This window comes from Streptomyces sp. NPDC001920 (assembly GCF_053594495.1).
The window spans coordinates 38,834-61,633 of record NZ_JBSFEP010000004.1; the positions used below are offsets into that span (position 1 = coordinate 38,834).

The following is a 22,800-nucleotide window of genomic DNA, read 5'->3' on the forward strand; positions in this document are numbered from 1 at the left end:
GTGTTCACGAGGCTCGGGGCTTCGCCCCCCCGGAGTGATACGGGGCCGCCGTCCCACCGGTTCAGCGCCGTCCTTCGCCCACGACCGGTGCGGCGAGGGGTCATGACCCGCCGTCGAGTCGCGGCGCTCAGGCCCCCGCGGCGAGGAAACCGTGCAGGGACGTCCGCATCGCGGCGACGAAGGCGTCCCTTCGCGGGTCGTCCAGGGCGTCCAGGGAGAGATAGGGGTTGAGATCCTCCAGCTCGACCAGAAGCAGCTCACCGCCCGGCGCACGGCAGGCGTCGACGCGCTGGATGCCGTGCTCGATGCCGTTCCACTCGATGAAGCGCCGGGCGAACTCCAGGTCGCCGTCGATGGGTTCGTACGGTTCCAGCTGCCAGCGGCGGTCGGGGTGCGGCGCGTGCAGGGCGTACTGGAAGGCGTGGTCGACGAAGTAGAAGGAGACCTCGTAGGCGAAGTCGACGCGCGGCTGGACGAGAACGTCCCCGGTGACCAGCTCCCGCACCTCCTCGGCCGGCACGATCCGCAGCCCGATCGAATCGGCGCCGAGTCTCGGTTTGACGACGTACCGGCCGGCCTCGGGCAGCAGGTGCAGGTCCTCGACACGGTCCACCGTCGGGATGACCGGGTACCCGGCGGCGGTCAGGTCGAGCAGGTACTGCTTGCCGGCCATGTCCGCCTTGCCGGAGAGCGGGTTGTACACACGCGCCCCGGCCGCGGCCGCCCGCCGCCGGAAGTCGTCGTAGGCGTCCTGGTACCCGAGGACCGGCCCGCTGTTGCGGACGACGACCGCGTCGAAGGCGTCCATGAGCGCGGCAGCGTCCCCGGGATGGCACAGGGCGATGTCGAATGCGTCCCGCAGACGGGAGGTGAGGAAGACGTCCTCGTCGCAGTAGCGCCGCCCGCGCGCCTGGTAGGCCAGGTCGGTGACGTACAGCAGGCGAGGTCGGACGGGCGGCATGCGGGCTCCTCGGCGGGGACGGCAGCCGATCGTATGCGGACCGGCATCCGCCGGACAATCGTCGACGTCACCACGATCTCGCGGCCCGCTGCACTCAGTTCCCTCCTGACACAGCACTGAGTGCCATGTGCGGCGCTCTGGTGCTACGTTCGCGTCCATGAGCTCCAGCAGCGCGGCGCCCGGCCGCGGCGAGAAGACGGATGCCGCGGCGGCGAAGCCCCCGATGCGGGAGGCCCTGGTGGCGGCGGCCTTCCAGTTGTTCCTGGAGCGGGGCTACGAGCAGACGACGGTCGACGACATCGTGGCGCTCGCGGGTGTGGGGCGGCGGTCGTTCTTCCGCTACTTCCCCTCCAAGGAGGACGTGGTCTTCCCCGACCACGAGCGGTGCCTCGCCGACATGACGGCCTTCCTGGCCACGAGCGGCGCGGAACACGAGCCGGTGCGCCGGGTGTGCGACGCGGCCCGGCTGGTGCTGCGGATGTACGCGGAGAACCCGACCTTCTCCGTGCAGCGCTACCGGCTCACCAAGCAGGTGCCCGGGCTGCGCGCCTACGAGCTGTCGGTGGTGTGGCGCTATGAGCGGGCCCTGGCCGAGTACCTGCGCGAGCGCTTCGCCGGCCGGCCCGACGGGACCCTCCAGGCCGACGTGATCGCCGCCGCCGTGGTCGCGGCGCACAACAACGCGCTGCGTTCCTGGCTGCGCTCGGACGGGCAGGGCGACGCGAGCGCCGCGGTGGACCACGCCCTGGGGTACGTGCAGTCCGCCTTCGGTGCCGCTCCTCCCCCGCGCCCGGCCGGTGACGGGCAGCCCGACGACGTGGTGGTCGTGGTGTCCCGGCGCGGCGCGCCGCTGTGGCGGGTCGTCCAGGAGATCGAGACCACGCTCGGACGGGACTGAGCGGCCCGCCTCGTCGGCACGGGCGCTCCGCCGATGTCACCCGCCAGATTAGGGGTACGGAGTGCCTTTACGAGTGGCACTGAGTGCCATACTCTGTGGGCGTGCACGGTGGCACGTGAACCGCGCACGTCCGTGCACGGATGACCCGCGCACGTGGGATTCCGGCCGAGTGCAGGGAGTTGACCAGCGTGTACCACCACTCAGGAACCGTTGCTCGCCAGTCCGCCGGCTTCGGGGCGGGGGTCCTCGACCCCGCGGCTCCGGACACGGAGGCCATGCTCTTCCAGCGCTGCACCTGGTGCGGCACCGCCATGTACCACCGGCTGCTGTGTCCGGTGTGCCAGGGCAGTGACCTGCGCACGGAGCGCAGCGAGGGCGTCGGGACGGTCCGGCATTCCACGGTCGTCCACCGCAACACCCCCGCCGCGCGCAACGTGTCGCTCGTCGAGATGGCCGAGGGGTTCGTCGTACGCGGCCGGGTGATGGGTCCGCCCATCGGCATCCACAGCGGCGACCGGGTCCGGCTGTCCACGGCGAAGGATCCGGTCCGGGGCGAGCCGGTGTTCCAGCTGATGGACGAGCCCTACCGGGCCTGGACCTGAGCGGCGCCCGCCCCCAGGCCGCCCGAGCGCTCCCCGACGCCGGGCACCAACTCCCGTACGGCTGAGGGCCGTCCGCTCTCGAATCGTGGAACGGCGGCGAGCCGCGACGGCCGTCGCCGGCGCACCCTCGCGTTCGGTGGCCGTGGGGTGCGCGACCGGCATCCCTCGAAGGCCGCCACAGCGGACGCGGCGTGAGCCGGACCCCGCCCGCCTGCTCGGCGGCCGTGTTCCCGTGCGGCACGCCGCCGGCCGAGCCGGCCCGGGTCGGCGGCGGCTCTCCTCGTCTCCCGGGCGGTACGTCTGTGTCTCCCGGGCGGTACGTCTGTCGCCGCGCCCCCGGCGTAGGGGGACGCCGTCCTGTTCGTCGTCCGGTTCGGGGCGCGGACGGTGTCGAAGGCGCGGACTTCTCAGTCGACTCCCCTCACAGGCAACGCACATGTACCTCCTCCCGTCCTCCCGGAGTGAGAGCCCCGGGGCCGTCCCGGGGCATGCGGAAGGAGGGGCACGTGATCCGTGCCCGGCGACGGGGGTCCCCCCGCGCGAGCAGAGTCGGAGTGTGGGCGAGGGTCACCGCGGTGGCGTTACTCGTGGGCGTGGGCGCCTCGCCGCAGTGGGCTCAGGCGCAACAGGCGTCGGACGGGCGGTCGTTGGGGAAGACCGCCGACGGGAACGGCGGTCTCCCGGCGGACTGGAGCATCACCGGTGACGGGGCCGCGCGCACGCTGCAGTGGCGGTCCGACGACCGGGTGCCCATGGGCGACGCCCGCGTCGAGTTCTACGCCGGCGACCGGCTGCTCGGCCGGCCCGAGCCCGCGAAGGACGGGCGCACGTTCCGGCTCCGCCTCGACGGCGTCCGGCTGGATTCGGTGGGCGACCTGCAAGTACGGGCAGCGGGACGCCGGTTGGACGCGCCCGGCGCCCGCTCCGGCGCGCGTTCGGCGGTGACCGTGCCGCGGCGGCTGCCGGCCAACGAGGTCGATCCCGGCAAGCCGGGCACGTACCGGACGGTGACGGGCGAGTACGACCTCGACCCCGTACGGCTGCCAGGGTTCCCCGCGCCGGTCGAGATGCGGGCCGTGGTGGTGGCGCCCGAGGACGCCGACGGCAGTCGTCCGCTCGCCCTGTTCCTCCACGGACGTCACGTCACCTGCTACACCCCGCAGGGCGAGATCAGCGGCGACTGGCCCTGCGCCGACGGCGCCAAGCCGGTTCCCAGCCACCGCGGCTACCTGCGTGACCAGCGCCTGTTGGCCTCCCAGGGCTATGTGACCGTCTCCATCTCCGCCAACGGTGTCAACGGGCAGGACTGGCAGGCCGAGGACGGTGGTGCCCAGGCCCGTTCCTCGCTCGTTCGGCAGCACCTCGCCCGCTGGGCCGACTGGTCCGCGAACCCGGGCTCTGCCCCGGCGGCCGTACGCCGTGCGCCCAGGGCCGATCTGTCGCAGGTGCTCTTGGTGGGGCACTCCCGGGGTGGTGAGGGCGTCAACCGGGCCGCGATGGACAGTCTCTACCCGCCGCCCGCGCAGCAGGACGGATATCACGGCCCGGTGCGGTGGCACATCCGCGGCAACGTCCTCATCGGCCCGACGATCTTCGGTCAGAACCCGGTCGCCGATGTGCCGTCGCTGACGATTCTGCCGGGCTGTGACGGCGACGTCTCCGACCTCCAGGGTCAGGTGTACGTCGACGGCACGCGCCGCGTCAGCCGCGGGGCCGCGCTGCACAGCGCGGTGTACATGGTGGGCGCCAACCACAACTACTTCAACAGCGAGTGGACGCCGGGGCAGGCCGAAGCGCCCGCCGACGACGACTTCTGGCACGACGACGAGCAGCCCGACCCGGTCTGCTCCCCCGGCACCCGCACCCGGCTGACCGCCGACCAGCAGCACCGGGCCGGTGCCACCTACATCGCCGCGGCCGCCCGGCTGTTCGTCGCCGGGGACGACCGGGTGCGCCCGCTGCTCGACGGCACGGGCCGCCGGGCGCCCTCGGCCGATCCCGCCCAGGTCCTCACCCACGCGGTGGGCGCGGGGCGCGGCGCCGGGTTCCTGCCGGACGGCAGGATGGCCGTACGCGGGGGCCGGCTGTGCTCGGCCGTGGATCCCTCGGCCGCCAAGGCGTGCCTCTCGGAGGTCAGGGACGGGCCCTCACCCCACTTCGCGCGCTGGGAGACCGACCGTGAGCCGGGTCGTCGCGCGGTCGCGCTGCGCTGGTCCGAGGCGGGTCACCCCGTTCGTGTACGACCCGACCGGCCGCAGTCCCTGTCGGGCGCGAAGGCGCTGGCGCTGCGCGTCATCGTGCCGCCGAACACCACCGGGACGCAGCTGGACGTCACCGCCACGGACACCACGGGACGGCAGCGCACCCTCGGCCGGGTCAAGGTCGACGGGCTGCCGGGTACGAACCGCACCGCCTCGTACTGGGCGCGTGAGGTGCGGGTGCCGGTCGGGGCGGACGACGCGGCCGCACTCGACCTGAGCCGTGTCAAGTACCTGACGCTGACGCCGCGCACGGGATCCGGGCGGGCCTGGCTGATGGACGCCTGGGCCTGGCGGCCGGGCACACCGGACGTGCGGGAGGCCCCGCTGTCCCGGGTCGACGTCGGCCGGCTGACCGTCAAGGAAGGGGATGCGGGGACGCGCATCCACCAGGTGCCGGTCCGGGTCTCGGGGCAGGCCGGTGGGCAGATACGGCTGTTCGTCGTCGACCCGGTCACGAACAAGGTCACCGACCGGCTGGTGACGGTCCGGCCCGGCACGCACGCCATCGACGTACCGGTGAAGGTGGAGGGCAACGGCCGCTACGGGTACGACGTGGCGCACGGCGTGTTCGTGAAGGCGGTGCGCGCCTCCGTGGTGGGCGCTCACATGGGCGGGGTGACCGTGGAGAACGACGACCCGAAGCCCTCGATCTCCGTGACGCCCGTCGCCGACCGGGTGACCGAGGGGAAAGCGCTGAAGTGGCGCGTCTCGCTGTCCGCGGTGGCCGACGCGGAGGTCGGCGGGCAGCTCGCCGTGCTTCCCGTCACCGGGGGCCGGGAACTGTCGACGAAGGACGTCGATCCCGCCTGGCTGGAGGAGAACGCGGGTGTGTCCCCGGATCCGGAACGGCCGTTGTCCGAGCTGGACGGTCTGTATCTGTGGGCGGCCGTCGAGCCCGGCCGGACCAGCACGGAGGTACGGCTGCCGACGGTCGCGGACCGGGTCGCCGAACCGGCCGAGTCGGTGCGGTTCCGGCTGGAGGACGAGTTCGGTGAGCCGCAGCCCGGCGCACCGGAGATGAAGGGCACGGTGCTCGACGCGTCGTGACGCGCTCACCGGGGCGGCGCGGGGGTGACGCGGTCACCGCGGGCGACGGTCGCCGTCCGCTCCCCCGGTGAGTTCGTCGGGCCGCGCACGGTGAGTCGTCGCCGTGCGCGGCCCAGCCGTTCGGTGCGGTGCCACCGCCCGCGCCTCAGTCCCTGGGCGACAGCGTCACACGGATGCCGACCGTGCCGTTCACGCCGCGGCGCAGCCTGCTGCCGAGGAGTGTGAGCCGGCCGGTGATCCCGTACTTGCGGGCGATGAGCGCGCGGTAGCGGGCGCCGGTGGCCTCGTCGCAGATCTCGGCGGTGGCGGGGACCTGCTCGCCGGTCGGCTTGCCCCGCAGGTCACAGGGACCGACGAGGACGTCCGGACGGGCCCGGATGCGCTTGACCTTCCACGAGTCGGCGACCGTCCACACGCCCAGCGCGTTTCCGTCGCGCACCACCCAGACCGGAGTGGGCACACCCGTGCCGTTCTTGCGGTAGGTGGTGATGAGCAGGTACTTGCCCGCGCCGAGCAGGTCGAGCGACGTGTCGTCCATGGCCGAAGTGTAGGCAGGCAGGTGGGGGCGCCGATCCCTGCCCCCACCTCCCCGTCCGGCCGGGTACGGGCCGCCGGCCGGGGTGAGCGGTCAGGCGAGGGCCGCCGCCATCCGCCGTACCCCTTCCTCGATCGACTCCGGCGACGTGGCCAGGTTCAGCCGTACGTGCCCGGCGCCGCCGGTGCCGAACGGGATGCCGGAGTTCAGCGCGACCCTCCCACGGCGCAGGAAGACCTCCGCGGGGTCGTCGCCGAGGCCGAGGCCGCGGCAGTCCAGCCAGGCCAGGTAGGTGGCCTCGCCCGGACGGTGGGTGATCGCCGGGATGTGCTCGGCCAGGAGGTCCGAAAGCAGGCGACGGTTGTCGTCGAGGCCCGCGAGCAGGGCGTCGAGCCAGCCGATGCCGTCGCGCAGGGCGGCGGTGTGGGCGATGACGCCGAGGTGGCTCGGTCCGTGGCTGACCACGCCGGGCAGCCGGGCCAGGTCGGCGGCGGCCGCGGGGCCGGCGACGGCCAGGGCCGCCTTGAGGCCGGCCAGGTTCCACGCCTTCGACGCCGACATGACAGACAGTCCGCTCTCGCCGCCCGGGACGCTCAGATACGGCACGAAGTCGACGCCCGAGGCGGTGAGCGGTGCGTGGATCTCGTCGGCGACGACGCGTACGCCGTGGTGGTCGGCCAGGGCGGCCACGGCGGCCAGTTCGTCGAGGGTGTGTGCGGTGCCGGTCGGGTTGTGGGGGCTGCACAGCAGGAAGGCCGCGCGCCGGCCGCCCGACGTCGCGCTCCGGAACGTCGCGTCGAGGGTGTCGAGGTCGATGCGCAGGTCCGTGCCCAGCGGGGCTTCGACGACCTGCCGGTCCATGTGCGCGACGAACTGGTAGAACGGCGGGTACACGGGCGAGTTCACCACGACGGGATCGCCCGGCTCGGTGACCAGCTTGAGCATTTCGACCACACCGAGCATCACGTCGGGCACGAGGGCCGCCCGCTCCACGGCGAGCCCGGCCCAGCCCCATCGCTTGTCCGCGAAACCGGCGAGCGCCTCGGCGTAGCCGGTGCCCGTCGGGTAGCCGGTGTCGCCGAGCGCCAGGGCGTCGGTCAGGGCGCGCACGACGGGTTCGGCGAGCGGTACGTCCATCTCGGCCACCCACAGCGGCAGCACGTCGTCGGGGTAGGCGCGCCACTTCACGCTCGTTCGGCGTCGCAGGTGGTCGAGGGTGACGGCGCGAAGGGGGTTCGGTTCACCGGACGTGGCGTGCGGGATCCTGGTCATGGGGCACAAGATAGGGGGCCGTGCGGCGGCCGGGAACGGCGAGGACGGGGACGGTGACGGCCGCGGGCTCCACCTCCGATGCCTTCGCCCCGCCGGCGTGCGGGCTGCTGCCCGTGGGACCGGCAGCAGGTCAGATACGGGGGCCCGGGGAGGGGTCGGCAGGCGCCTCGGTCCCCGCGTGCGGTCGGCGGTTTCCCCTCCGGGCTCGCCCGCCGGCCAACGACCGGGATCCCGCGGCGGGGCCGGCTCGGGCGGCGGACCGCGCAAGAACGATCAGCCGTGCGGTGAACGCGGGCGCGCCGGGCCACGTATGGAGAGAGGGTGCTCAACCACGGGAGGGCCCCGCGGCGTTGACGCCGCGCTGTACTGGTTCGGGAGCCATGCATGAGGCACGCACGACGACGTCTCGTCCGGCGAGTGACACGGCTGGCGGCCGTCGGCGGACTCCTTCTCGGGGGAACGATGGTCACACGGGCCGTGGCGAGCGAGCCTCCCGACGCCGCCGTCCCGCGCACCTACGCCACCTCGGCCGCCGACCCCGGCAGCGCTCTCGTCTCCCGTCTGGGCACGTCCCGTACGGCGGGCAGCTGGCTCGGTGCCGACGGCAAGCCGGTCGTCGCGGTCACCGACGAGAAGGCGGCCGACGAGGTCCGCAAGGCCGGCGCCGAGGCGAAGATGGTCGACCACAGCATGGACGAGCTGAAGTCGGCGACGTCGGCGCTGCGTTCGGCGCCGCGGGTGACCGGCACGGCGTGGGTCATGGACTACCGGTCCAACGAGGTGGTCGTACGCGGTGACAGCACCGTCTCGGCAGGGGACTGGTCCCGGATGACGAAGCTCGCCGAGGGCCTCGGCGGCTTCGTGCGCATGGAGCGCACCGAGGGTACGTTCACCACGCGGCTCAACGGCGCGTTGCCGATGCTGTCGACGGCCGGGCGCTGTTCGGCCGGTTTCAACGTCACCGACGGGAAGCGGGACTTCATCCTCACGGCCGGGCACTGCGGCCCGGACGGTTCCGTGTGGTTCGCCGACAACCAGGGCCGCCGGCAGCTGGGCCAGACCATCGAGCAGAACTTTCCCGGCGGTGACTTCTCGCTGGTCCAGTACGCGAGCGGGGACGCCGGTGCCGGGGCGGACGTCGTGTCGATCGGGGACGGCAAGGGCGTGCGGATCACCGGCGCCGCCGATCCCGCCGTCGGACAGCGGGTGTTCCGCAGCGGCAGCACGACCGGGCTGCGTGACGGCGAGGTGACGGCGCTCAACGCGACGGTCAACTATCCCGAGGGGACGGTGACGGGGCTCATCGAGACGAACGTGTGCGCCGAACCCGGGGACAGCGGGGGGCCGATGTTCTCGGAGGGGGTAGCGCTGGGGGTGACGTCGGGCGGCAGCGGGGACTGCACCGCCGGCGGTACGACGTTCTTCCAGCCGGTGACGAAGGCGCTGGCAGCGCTCGATCTGAAGCTGATCGTGGCGGCGCAGAACGGCGGGGGGCAGCAAGGCGCCGCGCCGGCTCCCTCGGGAACGCAGAGCGCGATCGAGCCGGGTGACGCCTCGCCCGGCTCGTCGGCCCCGGTGACGGGCGTGGACGCCTCGACGCTGCTGTCCCGGCTCGCGGACCCGAAGAACGTCGGTCCCGGCCTGCTCGTCGTGGCGGGCAGCCTCGTCGCGCTGGTGGCGACGCGGTTCATCCGCGCGGAGCAGGACCGCAAGGCCTACCAACGCCATTACTCGGCGACCTGGGGGTGACCGATGCCGGCCCACCGCCCGAGGGTCGGCAGGCCGGTGGCCACCGCGGCGCCGCCGAGTCCCGCGGCGCGCCGCCCGGTCAGGGGGGTGTGGAGGAGGACGAACCCCGGTACGACGAGGAGGGCCGGGCGGAGGGAGGCGGGGATCACAGCGAGGGCGAGGAGGCCGTCGGTGACGGCTGTGGCGGGGCATGTGCGAAGCCGACGCTCCACGTGATCACGGCGGGGGCCACGCCCCGCGTCCGCGACCAGCCGGAGCGACGGCACGGTGATCGGGACGCCTGGCCCTGGCCCGGGCGCCGGCCCGGTCGCCGAGGAGGATCACGCCGCACGACACGGACAGGGCTCTCGCGGAGAGCGTGACGTCGGCGAAGTCGACGATGCCGTGGCGGCCGGCGGAGGTCAGTGCGAGAAGGGCACCCATCGGATCAGGGGTGCCCTTGGAGGGTCTTGCGATGCCTGACGAGGCGCGCCGAGGAGGGGGACGGGGTCGCCGAGGCGGGTGGTCAGGCTGCCTTCACCTGCTGCGGGACCGCGGCGGCCCACTCCAGGACGAGACGCTGGTACTCCTCGCGCTGCTCGACGCTCAGTGTCCCGCCCGACCGGCGCCACAGCGCCCGGATCTCCTCGTTGACCTCGTCAGCCGATCGATCGGAGGCGATTTCAACAGTGGTGGACATGTTGTGAAGCATACGACCCCCGAGGTGAAGGCCGCGTGAGCAAGTAAGAGCAATACCGACATACCGGACAGTGGTGCTGATCACGTCCATGTGGCCGCACCGGCCGCCGAGTTCACGCGTCCGCCGCGCCCAGCACCAGCACCTGGATGGCCAGAACGGCGGCGCCACGCGCCCAGTCGTGAAAGTCGGACACCTTGGTCTCCAGGTCGACCGGCGCCGCGAGCGGGTGCCGGAGCGAGCGGATGGTCTTCGTCACGGTCTCGCCGGCGACGTCCATGAGGCCGACCCCCTCCCCGGCGAGAAGGATCTTCTGCGGCGGCCTGGATCTGGTAGCGGATGCCGGGGATGGCCAGCAGGGAGACGGCACTGCCCCGCTCCCCCTCGGGAGTGAGCGGACCGCTGGGGTCGACGATCCAGTGATGGCCGAAGCCGCGGTCCTCCTCCGCGTACGGCACTCGCCTGCCGCCCGCGGCCCTGTGGCAGGACAGGAACGGGGTGCGGGACATCAGCGAGCTGCTGGAGCCCAAGCCCACGATGTCCCCTGACGACCCGTCACTGCAGCACATCGCACCGGATCTGCGGGCCGCCTTCACCTCGGGCTCGGCCCCCGTGCACGACCGGTCGCGGCTGCCCCGGGCGTTCGACCACCTGCACAACGGTCATGAGGGCAGCCACCACTTCCTCGTCGACGACTTCGTGACCGCCGTCAACACCCGCACCCTGCCGTCGGTGAACGCGTGGGTGGCGGCCCGCTACACCCTGCCGGGCATCGTCGCGCACGAGTCCGCGCAGCAGGGCGGGGTCAGGCTGGCGATCCCGGACTTCGGGGACGCCGCCGCGCTCTGACGACCGGGACGTCCCGGAGCGGGCCGGGTGCCTGTGCCTCGTCAGGTGCCCGGCTTGCGGCCGTACACGTAGACGTCGTCGCCGTTCTTCAGCAGCGACCAGTACTTCTTCGCGTCGGTCTTGGTCATGTTGACGCAGCCGTGCGAGCCCGGCGGGTTCCACATGCTCACGCCGACCTGGTGGAACGCCTGACCGCCGTCGAAGAACTGGGCGTAGGGCATCGGCACGTCGTAGATGCTCGACACGTGGTCGATGTTGCGCCAGTAGATCTTCTTCAGACCGGTGCGCGTCTCGTAGCCGTTGCGACCGGTGCGCACCGGTACCGGGCCGTAGACCAGCCTTTCCCCGTCCTGGATCCAGCTCAGCTGGAGCGTGAGGTTCACGCAGGCGATGCGGCCCTTGTTGACCGGGCACTTGCCGTCCCTGTTGGGGTTGTTCCCGACGGCCTTCTGCTTGTTCATCAGGTCCATCACGCCCCAGGTGACGGGCCCCGCGTAGCCGGCGTTCGGGGTGATGCCGTGCTTGGTCTGGAAGGCCTGGATGGCCTTGCAGTCGGCGGCGGACTGCCTGCCGTCGACCGGGCGGCCGAGGAACTTCTCCACCTTCTTCTGATAAGGACCGGCTTGCGTGGTGCAGCTCGGAGCCGCTTGTGCCGGTGCGGCGGCGAGTGTGAGGCCGAGCGGTGCGACCAGCCCCGCGGTGATGCCGAGTGCGACGGCTCGCCGTCTAAGTATGTCCCCCATGCCCGGACCCTTCCCTAGCGTGTGCCTGTGGACTTCAGCCAGGTAGACCCTTGTACGGGGGGCCCGGTTGTGGCCCGGAGCGGGCTGTGACCAAACGGTGAAGTTCGCCGGGCACGGGCTCGTGGCGCGGCGAACCGCGAGACCGTGCGTCTCAGTCGTCGTCGGGGTGCCGGACCGCCGTCCGGAAGCCGGTGTTCACCGCGGTGAGGCCGCCGTCGACGGTGAGGGCGGTGCCGGTGATCCAGGCCGCGTCACGGGATGCCAGGAAGGCGACCGCCGCGGCGACGTCCTCGGGTTCGCCGACCCGGCCCAGCGGGTACAGGGTGCGGATCTCGTCGAGTTCCTCGTCCCGTCCCTCCCACGCCGAGGTGCGTACCGTCCCCGGAGTCACCAGGTTGACCCGGACACCGCGGGCCGCGGCATGGCCGGCGAGGGTGCGGGTGAGGGAGCCGAGGCCGGCCTTGGCGGCGCTGTAGGCGTGGTTGCCGAAGTCCTGGAGGCCGTTGACCGAGCCGATGTTCACGACGGCACCGCGTCCGGTGGCGGCCAGGTGCGGGAGGGCGGCCCGGCAGCAGCGGTAGGTGCCGGTCAGGGTGATGTCGAGGTCGCGGGCCCACGCCTCGTCCGGTCCGTCCTCGAACAGCGGGGTGTCCGGGGTGCAGGAGGCGGCGCTGTTGACCAGGACGTCGAGGGAGCCGAAGGCGTCGACGGCATGCGTGACGGCGGCCTCGACCGACGCGCGGTCGGACACGTCGCACACCCGTGCCCACACCGCGTGCCCCCGTGCCCGCAGGCGCGCCGCCGTCTCCTCGGCCTCGGGCCCGTCCCGGTCGGTCACCAGGACCGTCGCCCCCTCCTCGGCGAACCGGCGCGCGGTGGCGGCGCCGATACCGCGGGCCGCGCCGGTGATCATGACTCCGTGACCTGCGAAGCGCGTCGTGTCCGTCATGCACCGACCGTACTGCCACGACGATCACCGGGTGGATAACGTTCCTCCATGTCGGTGTTCCTTCAGCAACTCCCCGCGCTCATGGGCGTCGTGATCGGCGCGCTCGGTTCGTACGTGGTGGTCGTGCGGGGCGACCGGATGAGGTTTCGGCGTGAGCAGGCCGCGCGCTGGGAGGAGCGGCGGCTCGCGGTCTACGCCGACTACGCGCAGTCGGTGAAGAAGACGGTCACGGTGACGTACCGGGTCGCCGCCGCACTGGGCAACGACCCGCACCCGGATCCCCTCACCCTGGAAGAGGCCAAGCCGCTGCTGGCCGAGGCGATTTCCCGCCGGGACCCCTCGGGCGAGGCGCTGCTCATGCTGGGCAGCCCCGCGGTGGTGGACAGGGCACGGGCCTGGGTCGTGTCGGCGATGGACATGGAGCGGTTCGTGCGGGAGCAGAGGCGGGATCCGGAGGTGTGGCAGGCGCTCCTTAAGCGGCAGCGCGCCGGACGGGAGGGGTACTACACGGCCGTGCGGGAGGATCTCGGCCTGCCGCCCGGCCACTTGGCGCGCTGGCCCCTCCCGGCGGCCGACCCGGTGCCGCGTCAGCGGTAGCCCGCCGTGTCCGCCGGCTTCCCCGCGTCCTGCACCTCCACGACATACCGCCAGGCGTCGGGGCGGCTGCCGTCCAGGTCCGTGAAGCCGTAGACCCGGGCGAGCTGCCCGGCGGAGAGGGATGCGCCGTTCCAGCGCGCCACGTCGGGGTCGGCGGCGAGGGCGGCGACGGCGCGGCCCACGTAGCGCGGGGTCTCGGAGATGGCGAAGTGCGGGACGCGGTCGAGGGCGTCGCGCCAGTTGTCCTCCCGTACCCCGAACGCCTCCAGCATCATCTCCGAGCGCAGCCAGCCCGGTGTCAGGGCGACGGCCGTCGCGCCGCGGGGTCCGAGTTCGTGCCCGAGGGAGAAGGCCATGCGCAGGACGGATGCCTTGGCGAGGTCGTAGAAGAAGGAGTTGCGGTAGTGGTCGCGGTTGTAGTCCGCGGTGCCGTCGGTCATCTCGACCACCAGTGCGCCAGGCCGGCGCAGGAGCAGGGGCAGGGCGTGGTGGTTGGTGATCGCGTGGGTCTCGACGGCGAGCCGGAGCAGCCGGAGCCCCTTGTCGAGGTCGTGCTCCCACACCGGGCTGTCCCAGGCGAACAGCTTCTCGCCGCCCCAGATGTCGTTGACGAGGACGTCGAGGCGGTCCTGTTCGTCCTCGATACGGTCGACCAGCGTGCGTACCTGTGCGGGGTCGAGGTGGTCGGTGGGTACGGCGACGCCGTGGCCGCCGGCCTCGGTGACCAGTTCGGCGGTCTCCTCGATCGTCTCGGGGCGGTCGTACTCCGAACGCCGTCCGCGCGTGCTGCGTCCCGTCACGTAGACGATGGCGCCGGCCGCCCCGAGCTCGACGGCGATGCCGCGTCCGGCTCCCCGTGTCGCACCGGCGACGAGTGCGACCCTGTCCTTCAGCGGTTGTGCCATGTCCGGCCTCCCGTACCCGTGTGAGCGTTGTCGCTCTTGAGGGTGCCGGGCAAACCGGACATCTTCTGTCCTCTTTTGCATGGGGTTCGTCCAAGAGACGGAAGGGACAGGCCGAGCGGCTCGCCCTCGCGTTCCGCCGGTCGTCTCAGTGGCCCCGGTCGATCCACTCCTGCAGGTGCGGGGCCTCCGCGCCGATGGTGGTGGCGTCGCCGTGGCCGGTGAGGACCCTGGTCTCGGGGGGCAGGGACAGCAGGCGGTTACGGATCGAACCGATGATCGTCGGGAAGTGGGAGTAGGAGCGGCCCGTGGCGCCCGGACCGCCCTTGAAGAGGGTGTCGCCGGTGAAGACGACGCCCAGACCGGGGTCGTGCAGGCACACCGCGCCCGGCGCGTGACCCGGGGTGTGCATGACCTTCAGGTCGGCGCCCGCGGCCTCGATGATCTGCCCGTCCTGGAGGTGTGCGTCGGGCTCTCGGTCCCGGTGGGTCTGCTTCCACAGCGGCAGGTCGTCGGGGTGCAGCCAGATCGTGGCGCCGGTGCGGTCGGCCAGGGCGGGCGCCGCGTCGATGTGGTCGTTGTGGGCGTGGGTGCAGACGATGGCGGTGAGGCGGCGGTCCGCGACGGCCTCGGCGATGGCGTCGGCGTCGTGCGCGGCGTCGATGACGACCACCTCGTGGTCGTCGCCGACGAGCCACACGTTGTTGTCGACGTCCCAGGTGCCGCCGTCCAGGGTGAACTGCCCGGAGGTGACGAGGCGTTCGATACGGGCGGCCATCACAGCATCACCACCGAGCGCAGGACGTCACCGTGGTGCATCCGCTCGAACGCCTTCTCCACCTCGCCCAGTTCGATGGTCTCGGTCACGAACGCGCCCAGGTCCAGGCGTCCTTGCAGATGCAGGTCGATCAGCATCGGGAAGTCACGGGACGGCAGGCAGTCGCCGTACCAGGACGACTTGAGCGCTCCGCCTCGTCCGAAGACGTCCAGCAGCGGCAGCTCCAGCTTCATCTCCGGGGTGGGTACGCCCACGAGGACGACCGTGCCGGCGAGGTCACGTGCGTAGAAGGCCTGCCGGTACGTCTCCGGGCGGCCGACCGCCTCGATGACGACGTCCGCGCCGAAACCGCCGGTCAGCTCCCGGATCGCCTCGACCGGGTCGGTCTCCTCGGAGTTGACGCTGTGGGTGGCTCCCATGGACCGTGCCTTGTGCAGTTTGCGGTCGTCGATGTCCACGGCGATGATCCTCGCGGCCCCGGCCAGGCGCGCCCCGGCGATCGCCGCGTCCCCGACCCCACCGCAGCCGATCACCGCGACGGTGTCGCCGCGTCCGACGCCGCCGGTGTTGATCGCGGCGCCGATCCCGGCCATCACGCCGCAGCCCAGCAGGCCCGCCACCTGCGGGGCCACCGACGCGTCGACCTTGGTGCACTGCCCGGCCGCGACCAGGGTCTTCTCCGCGAAGGCGCCGATGCCGAGGGCCGGGGAGAGCTCCTGGCCGGTCGACGCGAGGGTCATCTTCTGCCGGGCGTTGTGGGTGGCGAAGCAGTACCAGGGGCGTCCGCGCTGACAGGCCCGGCACTGGCCGCACACCGCACGCCAGTTGAGGATGACGAAGTCGCCGGGCCCGACATCGGTGACCCCGGCACCCACCGCCTCGACGACGCCCGCGGCCTCGTGGCCCAGCAGGAAGGGGAAGTCGTCGCTGATGCCGCCCTGCTTGTAGTGCAGGTCGGTATGGCACACCCCGCACGCCTGCACCTTCACCACGGCCTCACCCGGCCCCGGATCCGGCACCACGACCGTCTCCACCCGCACCGGCTCGTCCTTGCCCGGTGCGATCACGCCGCGTACTTCCTGCGCCATGGTGCTCCACCCTTCCCTCGGCGGCTCTGCGTCCACTTCCGACCCTAGTCGTGGCTGATCGGTAAAGGCACGGAACACGGTCTTCACATCGTCCGGCCCGTACGGCAGCCCGTCCCACGCCCGGAACCGGCGGGCCCGCGGGGGACGGTCCGACGTAGCCTGAGTGCTCCCGTCCGACTCCGAAGGAGCACCGTGAGACCAGCCCGGACACCCACCGACCAGCCCGCGTGGCGACTGCTGCTCGCCTATGTACGCCCGCACCGGTGGGCCCTGCTGACGGGCGCCGTGCTCTCGCTGGTCACGGGCGCGACCGGGCTTTTTCTCCCTTTGGTGGCACGGGAGTTGATCGACGACCTGTCCCACGACCGGACCATCACCGGGGCGCTGCTGCTGATGTCCGGGCTGGTCGTGGCCAACGCGGCGCTGGGAGCGCTCGGTTCGTACGTGCTGCGGCGGACCGCCGAGTCGGTGGTGCTGGGCGCGCGGCGCTCCCTGTCGTCGTATCTGCTGCGGCTGCGCATCACCGCCGTCGACCGCAGTGAGCCGGGCGATCTGATGGCCCGCATCACCTCGGACACGACGCTGCTGCGCGAGGTCACCACCGACTCGCTGGTGGGCCTCGGCACCGGAGGGCTCACGCTGGTGGCGACGGTGGTGATGATGGGCCTGGTGGATCCGGTGCTGCTGGCGGTCACGCTCGGCGTGATCCTGGGTGCCGGCACCGTTCTCGGTGTGATCGTGCCGCGCATCAACACGGCCAGCCGGCAGGCGCAGGACGCGGTCGGGGTGATGGGTGCCTCGCTGGAACGGATCCTCGGCGCGCTGCGCACGGTGAAGGCGTCCGGCGCCGAGCACCGGGAGGAACGGACCCTGCACGAGGCGGCACAGGAGTCCTGGCGGCAGAGCGTGCGGGCCGCCAAGTGGTCGGCTGCGGCGGGCAACACGGCCGGGCTGGCCATGCAGATCGCCTTCATCACGGTGCTCGCGGTGGGCGGGGCACGGGTGGCGACCGGAGCCATCGACATCGGCACCCTGGTCGCGTTCCTGCTGTACGTCTTCTATCTGATGTCGCCGATACAGCAGGTCGTCGGCGCGATCACGCAGTACCAGACGGGGTCGGCGGCGCTCGCCCGCATCCAGGAGGCGCTGCGGCTGCCCGCCGAACCGGCCGCCGCGGCGGCGCCGTTGCCCGCGGCGGGCGCCGAGCCCGCCGCTGTGGCCTTCGAGGACGTCCGCTTCCGGTACGCCGACGATCTGCCGTACGTCCACCACGGCGTGACCTTCGCGGTCCCCGCGCAGGGCATGACGGCGTTCGTCGGCCCGTCGGGGGCGGGCAAGACGACCGTGTTCTCGCTGATCGAGCGGTTCTACGACCCGGAGGCCGGGACGATCACCCTCGACGGACGGGATCTGACGGACTGGGAGCTGCCCCAGCTGCGGTCCGCCATCGGCTATGTGGAGCAGGACGCCCCGGTCCTGTCCGGCTCGCTGCGGGACAACCTGCTGCTGGGCAATCCCGAGGCGGACGACGACACGGTCGCACGGGTGCTGAAGACCACGCGCCTCGACGACCTGGTCGCGCGGTTGCCGGGCGGGCTCGACACCCTGGTCGGGCATCGCGGCACCAAGCTGTCCGGCGGCGAGCGCCAGCGTGTCGCCATCGCCCGCGCCCTGCTGCGCCGCCCTCGGCTGCTCCTGCTCGACGAGGCCACCTCGCAGCTGGACGCGGTGAACGAGGCGGCCCTGCGTGACACGGTCGCCGATGTGGCCCGTACGACCACGGTTCTGGTCGTCGCGCACCGGCTGTCGACGGTGACGATGGCCGACCGGATCGTGGTGATGGACGCGGGCCGGGTACGTGCGGTGGGCACGCACCGCGAACTCGTCGCGCGGGATCCGCTCTACGCGGAGCTGGCGGCGACGCAGTTCCTGGCGACGGCAGGCTGACGGCGCCGGGACGGCGAGCGGAACGGTCCCGGCGAGACGAGGGCCCCGCCCGGCCCGCTCGCCTGCCCCGCTGGGTGCAGGGGACGTCACTCTCGGCGCATCGCTCTCGGCATCTCGCTCTCGGCACCTCGTTGCGGGCACACGCGAAGGGCCGTCCGGCGCGGTCCCGGACGGCCCTTGCTGTGAGTCGGTGACGCGGCGGTGTCCTCAGAGCCGGTTCAGCTGGTTGATGTGATCGAGGTGACCCAGCTGCTGCGAGACCCTCGGGACCCGGTGCTTGTGCTGCTCGGGGATCCCGGTCGTCGCGAGCGAGTCGAGCGCGGTGATCGGGTTCAGCTGGGGTCCCGCGTTCCGGGTGTCCGCGTGGGCCGGGGCCGCCAGCGGCGCGGTGAGACCGGTGAGGCCCGCGGCGAGACCAACGGCGGCGGCGAGAATCGGAGTTGAGATCATGTTCCAGGAACGGAAGGGCGCCGCCGCCGGACACGGCCACCCCGCGGGGCTCACCCGTCAGGCCCAGCGCTCGGGCTGCGCTTGCCGAGTCCGGCGGGGCGGAGGAGTCTCTTCATCAGAGGTCCTCGCGGCCACTCCTCGCCGTGCCGCGGGCCTCGCAGGAGGTCACCATGGGCACCACCACGAACCCGTCGTTCGACACCGAGACCCTGCGCCGGGGCATCGAGGGACAGACCCCGGACACGCTGCTGTCGCTGTACGCCGACGACGCCGAACTGCGCGTCGTCAACCGCAACTCCCAGCCCAGCCACCCCAAGGTGCTGCGCGGCCGCGGCGAGATCGCCGACATGCTCGGCGACGTCTACAGCCGCGACATGACGCACAAGCTGGAGGGATGCGTCGTCCAGGGGGACCACGCGGCCTACAGCGAGTCCTGCGAGTACGCGGACGGAGTGCGTGTCCTGTCCGAGTCGATGATCACGCTGCGCGACGGCAAGATCTCCCGGCAGATCCTGATCGAGGCGTGGGACGAATAGACGAATAGGGGGAGCCGTCCGTGGACGTGGGCCGGCGAAGCCCGAAGCCGCCGCGGACGCAAGCCGCCGAAGGTCCAGGTCTCCCCGGGGCGACCTGGACCCTGGCCCACGGTCAGAGGGTGCGCAGCGTCATGACCAGGTCGCGTGGCAGGCCGTGGGTGTCGTGCAGGTAGCGGTAGTCCTCGTCGCTCAGCGGCCCGTCGAACCGCGGCCTGTCCAGGACCCGGCGCCCTCGCTCCAGGAGGCGGCTGAAGCGCCGTTCCTCCTCCACGAGCACCTGGCGCACCTCTGTGGAGTCGCAGGGCTGCCGGAAGTGGTCCAGGGTGTGCCCGAGGAGTTCCTCGGGCAGGTCCGACAGGGTGCGGGAGGGGTCGTCGCGCCACAGGGTGGTGAGGGCACGGCGGATCAGCCGGCGCAGGACATGGCCGCGTCCGGTGGGAGAGGGACGTACGCCGTCACCGATGACGACGATGCCGGAGCGCAGGTGGTCGCAGACGAGCCGTCGCGGTGTCTCCCGCAGGTTCCACAGGGGCGGCAGCAGCCTCGTCCACGGTTCGAACAGGTCGGTGTCGTAGACGCAGTCGTGTCCTTGGAGGACCGTCACCAGTCGTTCCAGTCCCATGCCCGTGTCCACACAGGGCTGTTCGAGGGGTTGGAGGCCGCCGTCCTCAAGGCGTCGGTAGCGCATGCTGACGTGGTTCCACACCTCGACCCACCGTGGGTCGGTGGTGGGGGTGCCCTGGGGCGGGGTGCCGGGGTTCCCGGTCCAGACGAAGATCTCCGAGTCGGGGCCGCACAGGCCGACGGGACCGTGCGACCACCAGTTGTCGTCGCGCGTCAGCTCCACGGGCAGTCCCAACTCCTGCCACTGGCGCAGCGATTCACGGTCGGGGCCGACCTCGTCGTCCCCGCCGAAGACGCTGACGTGCATCCGCTCCCGCGGGATGCCGAATCCGTCGCGCAGCAGCTCGTACCCCCAACGCAGGCTCTGGGTATGGCCGTAGTCGCCCAGCGACCAGGAGCCGAGCATCTCGAACACGGTCAGATGGGTACGGTCGCCGACCTCGTCGAGGTCGGTGGTGCGCAGACAGCGCTGGACGTCGACCAGGCGCCGTCCCTGTGGATGGGGCCGGCCTTCCAGGTAGGGCGTGAGCCGGTGCATGCCCGAGGTGGTGAAGAGCACCGGGTCGGAGGGCGGCGGCAGCAGCGTGCCGCCGCTGACGGGTTCGTGTCCGCGTTCGCGGAAGAAGTCGGTGAAGGTGCCGAGGATCTCGTCGGTGGTCGGTGTGGTGGTCATCGCGGTTTCCTTCGGGTCATGGGGACCGGAGGGGACCGCAGAACGGGTTTCGACCTGGGAGAGAAGCAAGGCGCACACCGGCGGTCCGTTTCCGGCCGCCGGGGGGAAGGGGTCAGGCGTCGGCAGCCGAGGAGCTGGTCGCTCGCGCGGCTGCGGTGCGGGTGTGCCTGGTGACCTTCATGGGAGCGACGGTAACAGGGCGTGTCGGGGCTGTCGCCGGATTTTCCCGCCGCCCATCCGGCCGGAGCGGCTGACCCGCGATTTGCGGGGGCGTGGCCACGCGTGAGCCCGAAGAAGTGGGGATACCCGGGGCCCATGAACCGACTGCTCAGATCCAGGCACAAGGAACACCAAGGGCGGAACAGCCCGTCACCGCCGTCCGGCACCGAGCGGACGGCCCCCGACCGGTCGCCCGCCGACCGGGCAGAGCCGGAGGCATCCGGCACGTCGGAGGACTCGCAGGAGTCGTTCGGGCCGGATCCACAGGTGGAGGAGCGGGCGCCCGACACCCCGGGGGAACTGCCCCGGCGGTCGTGGGGTGCGGTGCTCAAGGGCACGCTGCGGGAGTTCAAGGACGACGAGCTGACCGACCGCGCCGCGGCGCTGACCTACTACGGAGTGCTGTCGCTCTTCCCTGCCCTGCTGGTGCTGGTGTCCATACTCGGCCTGGCCGGCAGATCCGCCACGAACGCCGTCCTGGACAACATCAACAAGCTCGCGCCCGGCTCCGCCAGGGACATCCTGACCGGTGCGGTCGAACAGTTGCAGGGCAACAGCGGCGTCGGGTCCGTGATGGCCGTCGTGGGTCTGCTCCTGGCGGTGTGGTCGGCCTCCGGCTACGTCGCCGCGTTCATCCGCACCGCCAACGCCGTCTACGACATGCCCGAGGGGCGCCCGATCTGGAAGGTCCTGCCCGTCCGGCTGGGCGTGACCGTCGTCCTGATGGTGCTGGCCGTGCTCAGCGCGCTGATCGTCGTGTTCACCGGCGCCCTGGCCCGCGAAGTCGGCTCCACCCTGGGCATCGGCGACACGGCCCTGACGGCCTGGGCCATCGCCAAGTGGCCCGTCCTGGCCGTCCTGGTGACCACCATGATCGCGATCCTGTACTGGGCCACGCCGAACGCCAAGGTGCGCGGCTTCAAGTGGATCACCCCGGGCAGCTGTCTCGCGCTGCTGATCTGGATGATCGCCTCCGCGGGCTTCGCGTTCTACGTCGCCAACTTCGCCTCGTACAACAAGACCTACGGCACGATGGCGGGCGTGATCGTCTTCCTGATCTGGCTGTGGGTCGGCAATCTGGCCATCCTGCTCGGTCTGGAGTTCGACGCGGAGGCCGCCCGGCAGCGCGCGATCGCCGGCGGGCACCCGCCCGAGGAGGAGCCCTACACCACCCCGCGCGACACCCGCGCCTGGGACGAACAGGACCGGCGCCGCCTGCGTGACACATGACGCGGCCGCGCGGTACGGCAGGGCGACGCCCGGGTACCCGGCGCCACAGCCCGTCCGCGAACCCCATCCGCAAGGGGAGAAGGTGACCCTCATGACCACCCTGCAACCGCAGTACCGCTCCCGCTCCGACGCGTCGGTCGGCGAACTGGTCCAGGAGGCTTCCCGGGAACTGACCGACCTGGTCCGCGCCGAGATGCGGCTGGCCCAGACGGAGATGACACAGAAGGGCAAGCGCCTGGGCATGGGCGGCGGCATGTTCGGCGGTGCCGGACTGGTCGGCTTCCTCGCCCTGCAGGCGATGGTGGCCACCGCGATCGCGGCCCTCGCCGTGCCGCTGCCGGTGTGGGCCGCCGGGCTGATCATCACGGGGGGCCTGCTCGTCGTCGCCGCGGTGATGGCGGCGGTGGGCAGGGCGAAGGTGCGGCAGGCGACCCCGCCCGCGCCCGAGCAGTCCATCGACAGCGTCAAGGCCGATGTGGCCGAGATCAGGGAAAGGGCACAGCGATGACCGGTGGCGCGACGCCCGGCAAGGGCCCCGACGAACTGCGCGAGCAGATCGAGCAGACCCGGGAGGAACTGGGCAGGACCGTGGAGGAGCTCGCCTCCCGGGCCGATGTGAAGAGCCGTACCCAGGAGAAGGCCCAGGAGGCCAGGGAACAGGTCGGCCACACAGCCGCCGACGTGGCCCGGCGGGTGCGGGAGAAGGTTCCGCAGCCGGTGCAGGACAAGGCCGACCGGGCAGCCCACCGCGTCCGGGACACCGCGTCCCGGGCCGGCCACATGGTGCAGGACAGGACGCCCGAGCCGATCCGGGAGCGGACCGACCGCGGCCTGCGGACCGCTCGGCAGCACCCCGGTGCCCTGCTCGTCGGGACGGCCGCGGTGGGCGGCGCCGTCCTGCTGGCACGCCGTCGTCGCGCGGGAGCCCATCGATGAACAGCGCAAAGATCGCCTACAAGCCCGTGGGTCTCGCCCTCGGGGCCGTCAGCGGCATGCTGGCGGGCGCGGCCTTCAAGCAGACCTGGAAGATGCTCGGTCACGACGAGGACGCGCCGGACGCCACCGACGAGGAGCGCACCTGGAAGGAGGTCCTGACGGCGGCGACCGTCCAGGGCGCCATCTTCGCCGCGGTGAAGGCCGGAGTCGACCGCGCCGGAGCCACGGCGACCCGCCGCCTGACGGGTACCTGGCCCGGCTGAGCACCCGGCCGGCAG

Annotated in this window: 24 protein-coding genes and 2 pseudogenes; 12 read left to right on the plus strand and 14 right to left on the minus strand. The window is 72.2% G+C overall.

Features of this window, described 5'->3' with window-relative positions; translation table 11 throughout:
• Positions 1–127: 127 nt before the first annotated feature.
• Positions 128–961: a hypothetical protein gene (locus tag ACWCPI_RS07685; RefSeq protein WP_451037231.1), complete on the minus strand. Its 834-nt coding sequence runs from the start codon at positions 959–961 to the stop codon at positions 128–130.
• A 157-nt stretch (positions 962–1,118) separates the two neighbouring features.
• Here ACWCPI_RS07685 and ACWCPI_RS07690 point away from each other — a divergent pair, with 157 nt between their 5' ends.
• From ACWCPI_RS07690 to ACWCPI_RS07700, 3 genes are all read left to right on the plus strand, one after another.
• Positions 1,119–1,859 (plus strand): TetR family transcriptional regulator, encoded by a 741-nt coding sequence (locus ACWCPI_RS07690; RefSeq protein WP_451037232.1) that lies wholly within the window; start codon positions 1,119–1,121, stop codon positions 1,857–1,859.
• A 188-nt stretch (positions 1,860–2,047) separates the two neighbouring features.
• A complete protein-coding gene (locus tag ACWCPI_RS07695; RefSeq protein WP_451037573.1) occupies positions 2,048–2,461 on the plus strand; it encodes a Zn-ribbon domain-containing OB-fold protein in 414 nt (137 codons plus the stop codon).
• A gap of 488 nt (positions 2,462–2,949) precedes the next feature.
• A complete protein-coding gene (locus ACWCPI_RS07700) occupies positions 2,950–5,769 on the plus strand; it encodes a hypothetical protein (RefSeq protein ID WP_451037233.1) in 2,820 nt (939 codons plus the stop codon).
• 145 nt (positions 5,770–5,914) lie between these two features.
• On the opposite strand, the gene ACWCPI_RS07705 is transcribed toward ACWCPI_RS07700, so the two are convergent.
• Together ACWCPI_RS07705 and ACWCPI_RS07710 are read right to left on the minus strand one after the other, a co-directional pair.
• Positions 5,915–6,307, minus strand: coding sequence for a PPOX class F420-dependent oxidoreductase (locus ACWCPI_RS07705; protein ID WP_451037234.1), 393 nt, complete (start codon positions 6,305–6,307; stop codon positions 5,915–5,917).
• A gap of 90 nt (positions 6,308–6,397) precedes the next feature.
• Positions 6,398–7,576, minus strand: coding sequence for a MalY/PatB family protein (locus ACWCPI_RS07710; RefSeq protein ID WP_451037235.1), 1,179 nt, complete (start codon positions 7,574–7,576; stop codon positions 6,398–6,400).
• Between the two features lie 384 nt (positions 7,577–7,960).
• On the opposite strand from ACWCPI_RS07710, the gene ACWCPI_RS07715 reads away from it, so the two are divergent.
• Positions 7,961–9,325, plus strand: coding sequence for a S1 family peptidase (locus ACWCPI_RS07715; RefSeq protein WP_451037236.1), 1,365 nt, complete (start codon positions 7,961–7,963; stop codon positions 9,323–9,325).
• Here the strand turns inward: ACWCPI_RS07715 and ACWCPI_RS07720 are convergent.
• The 4 genes and pseudogenes from ACWCPI_RS07720 to ACWCPI_RS07735 all read right to left on the minus strand — a co-directional run.
• The gene (locus ACWCPI_RS07720; RefSeq protein ID WP_451037237.1) at positions 9,304–9,537 is read right to left on the minus strand and encodes a hypothetical protein; all 234 of its coding nucleotides are present in this window, start codon (positions 9,535–9,537) and stop codon (positions 9,304–9,306) included. The two genes, ACWCPI_RS07715 and ACWCPI_RS07720, sit on opposite strands and share 22 nt — an antisense overlap.
• Positions 9,538–9,541: 4 nt before the next feature.
• Positions 9,542–9,748 (minus strand): hypothetical protein, encoded by a 207-nt coding sequence (locus tag ACWCPI_RS07725; RefSeq protein WP_451037238.1) that lies wholly within the window; start codon positions 9,746–9,748, stop codon positions 9,542–9,544.
• A gap of 82 nt (positions 9,749–9,830) precedes the next feature.
• A complete protein-coding gene (locus tag ACWCPI_RS07730; RefSeq protein WP_451037239.1) occupies positions 9,831–10,016 on the minus strand; it encodes a hypothetical protein in 186 nt (61 codons plus the stop codon).
• Positions 10,017–10,116: 100 nt separating this feature from the next.
• Positions 10,117–10,471, minus strand: a pseudogene (locus ACWCPI_RS07735) (MarR family transcriptional regulator); the annotation flags it as partial.
• On the opposite strand from ACWCPI_RS07735, the pseudogene ACWCPI_RS07740 reads away from it, so the two are divergent.
• Positions 10,461–10,850 (plus strand): annotated as a pseudogene (locus ACWCPI_RS07740) (gfo/Idh/MocA family oxidoreductase); the annotation flags it as partial. The pseudogenes ACWCPI_RS07735 and ACWCPI_RS07740 overlap by 11 nt on opposite strands.
• Positions 10,851–10,891: 41 nt before the next feature.
• Here ACWCPI_RS07740 and ACWCPI_RS07745 read toward each other — a convergent pair.
• Positions 10,892–11,593 (minus strand): L,D-transpeptidase family protein, encoded by a 702-nt coding sequence (locus ACWCPI_RS07745; protein WP_451037240.1) that lies wholly within the window; start codon positions 11,591–11,593, stop codon positions 10,892–10,894.
• A gap of 151 nt (positions 11,594–11,744) precedes the next feature.
• The gene (locus ACWCPI_RS07750) at positions 11,745–12,542 is read right to left on the minus strand and encodes an SDR family NAD(P)-dependent oxidoreductase (RefSeq protein ID WP_451037241.1); all 798 of its coding nucleotides are present in this window, start codon (positions 12,540–12,542) and stop codon (positions 11,745–11,747) included.
• Between the two features lie 48 nt (positions 12,543–12,590).
• Here ACWCPI_RS07750 and ACWCPI_RS07755 point away from each other — a divergent pair, with 48 nt between their 5' ends.
• A complete protein-coding gene (locus ACWCPI_RS07755) occupies positions 12,591–13,139 on the plus strand; it encodes a hypothetical protein (protein ID WP_451037242.1) in 549 nt (182 codons plus the stop codon).
• On the opposite strand, the gene ACWCPI_RS07760 is transcribed toward ACWCPI_RS07755, so the two are convergent.
• The 3 genes from ACWCPI_RS07760 to ACWCPI_RS07770 all read right to left on the minus strand — a co-directional run bounded on the left by ACWCPI_RS07760 (position 13,130) and on the right by ACWCPI_RS07770 (position 15,907).
• On the minus strand, positions 13,130–14,044 hold the full coding sequence (locus ACWCPI_RS07760) for an SDR family oxidoreductase (RefSeq protein ID WP_451037243.1): 915 nt from the start codon (positions 14,042–14,044) through the stop codon (positions 13,130–13,132). The genes ACWCPI_RS07755 and ACWCPI_RS07760 overlap by 10 nt on opposite strands.
• Positions 14,045–14,189: 145 nt before the next feature.
• Positions 14,190–14,819, minus strand: a complete 630-nt coding sequence (locus ACWCPI_RS07765; protein WP_451037244.1) for an MBL fold metallo-hydrolase — start codon at positions 14,817–14,819, stop codon at positions 14,190–14,192.
• Positions 14,819–15,907, minus strand: coding sequence for an S-(hydroxymethyl)mycothiol dehydrogenase (locus tag ACWCPI_RS07770; RefSeq protein WP_451037245.1), 1,089 nt, complete (start codon positions 15,905–15,907; stop codon positions 14,819–14,821). The genes ACWCPI_RS07765 and ACWCPI_RS07770 overlap by 1 nt, the downstream gene beginning before the upstream one ends.
• A 192-nt stretch (positions 15,908–16,099) precedes the next feature.
• Between ACWCPI_RS07770 and ACWCPI_RS07775 the strand changes: the two genes are divergently transcribed.
• Positions 16,100–17,854 (plus strand): ABC transporter ATP-binding protein, encoded by a 1,755-nt coding sequence (locus tag ACWCPI_RS07775; protein ID WP_451037246.1) that lies wholly within the window; start codon positions 16,100–16,102, stop codon positions 17,852–17,854.
• 207 nt (positions 17,855–18,061) lie between these two features.
• Here the strand turns inward: ACWCPI_RS07775 and ACWCPI_RS07780 are convergent, their stop codons facing one another.
• Positions 18,062–18,304, minus strand: coding sequence for a hypothetical protein (locus ACWCPI_RS07780; RefSeq protein WP_451037247.1), 243 nt, complete (start codon positions 18,302–18,304; stop codon positions 18,062–18,064).
• A 170-nt stretch (positions 18,305–18,474) separates the two neighbouring features.
• Here ACWCPI_RS07780 and ACWCPI_RS07785 point away from each other — a divergent pair, with 170 nt between their 5' ends.
• Positions 18,475–18,840, plus strand: coding sequence for a nuclear transport factor 2 family protein (locus ACWCPI_RS07785; protein ID WP_388804986.1), 366 nt, complete (start codon positions 18,475–18,477; stop codon positions 18,838–18,840).
• A 112-nt stretch (positions 18,841–18,952) separates the two neighbouring features.
• On the opposite strand, the gene ACWCPI_RS07790 is transcribed toward ACWCPI_RS07785, so the two are convergent.
• Entirely contained in the window at positions 18,953–20,137 is a 1,185-nt protein-coding gene (locus tag ACWCPI_RS07790) for an alanine--tRNA ligase-related protein (RefSeq protein ID WP_451037248.1), read from the minus strand.
• A 315-nt stretch (positions 20,138–20,452) separates the two neighbouring features.
• Between ACWCPI_RS07790 and ACWCPI_RS07795 the strand changes: the two genes are divergently transcribed.
• The 4 genes from ACWCPI_RS07795 (at position 20,453) to ACWCPI_RS07810 (ending at position 22,785) form a co-directional block, all read left to right on the plus strand.
• Complete coding sequence (locus ACWCPI_RS07795) at positions 20,453–21,586, plus strand: YihY/virulence factor BrkB family protein (protein WP_451037249.1); 1,134 nt, start codon at positions 20,453–20,455, stop codon at positions 21,584–21,586.
• A gap of 91 nt (positions 21,587–21,677) precedes the next feature.
• Positions 21,678–22,094 (plus strand): phage holin family protein, encoded by a 417-nt coding sequence (locus ACWCPI_RS07800; RefSeq protein ID WP_451037250.1) that lies wholly within the window; start codon positions 21,678–21,680, stop codon positions 22,092–22,094.
• A complete protein-coding gene (locus ACWCPI_RS07805) occupies positions 22,091–22,522 on the plus strand; it encodes a DUF3618 domain-containing protein (RefSeq protein ID WP_451037251.1) in 432 nt (143 codons plus the stop codon). Before ACWCPI_RS07800 ends, ACWCPI_RS07805 begins: the two co-directional genes overlap by 4 nt.
• On the plus strand, positions 22,519–22,785 hold the full coding sequence (locus ACWCPI_RS07810) for a DUF4235 domain-containing protein (protein ID WP_451037252.1): 267 nt from the start codon (positions 22,519–22,521) through the stop codon (positions 22,783–22,785). Before ACWCPI_RS07805 ends, ACWCPI_RS07810 begins: the two co-directional genes overlap by 4 nt.
• Positions 22,786–22,800 lie beyond the last annotated feature (15 nt).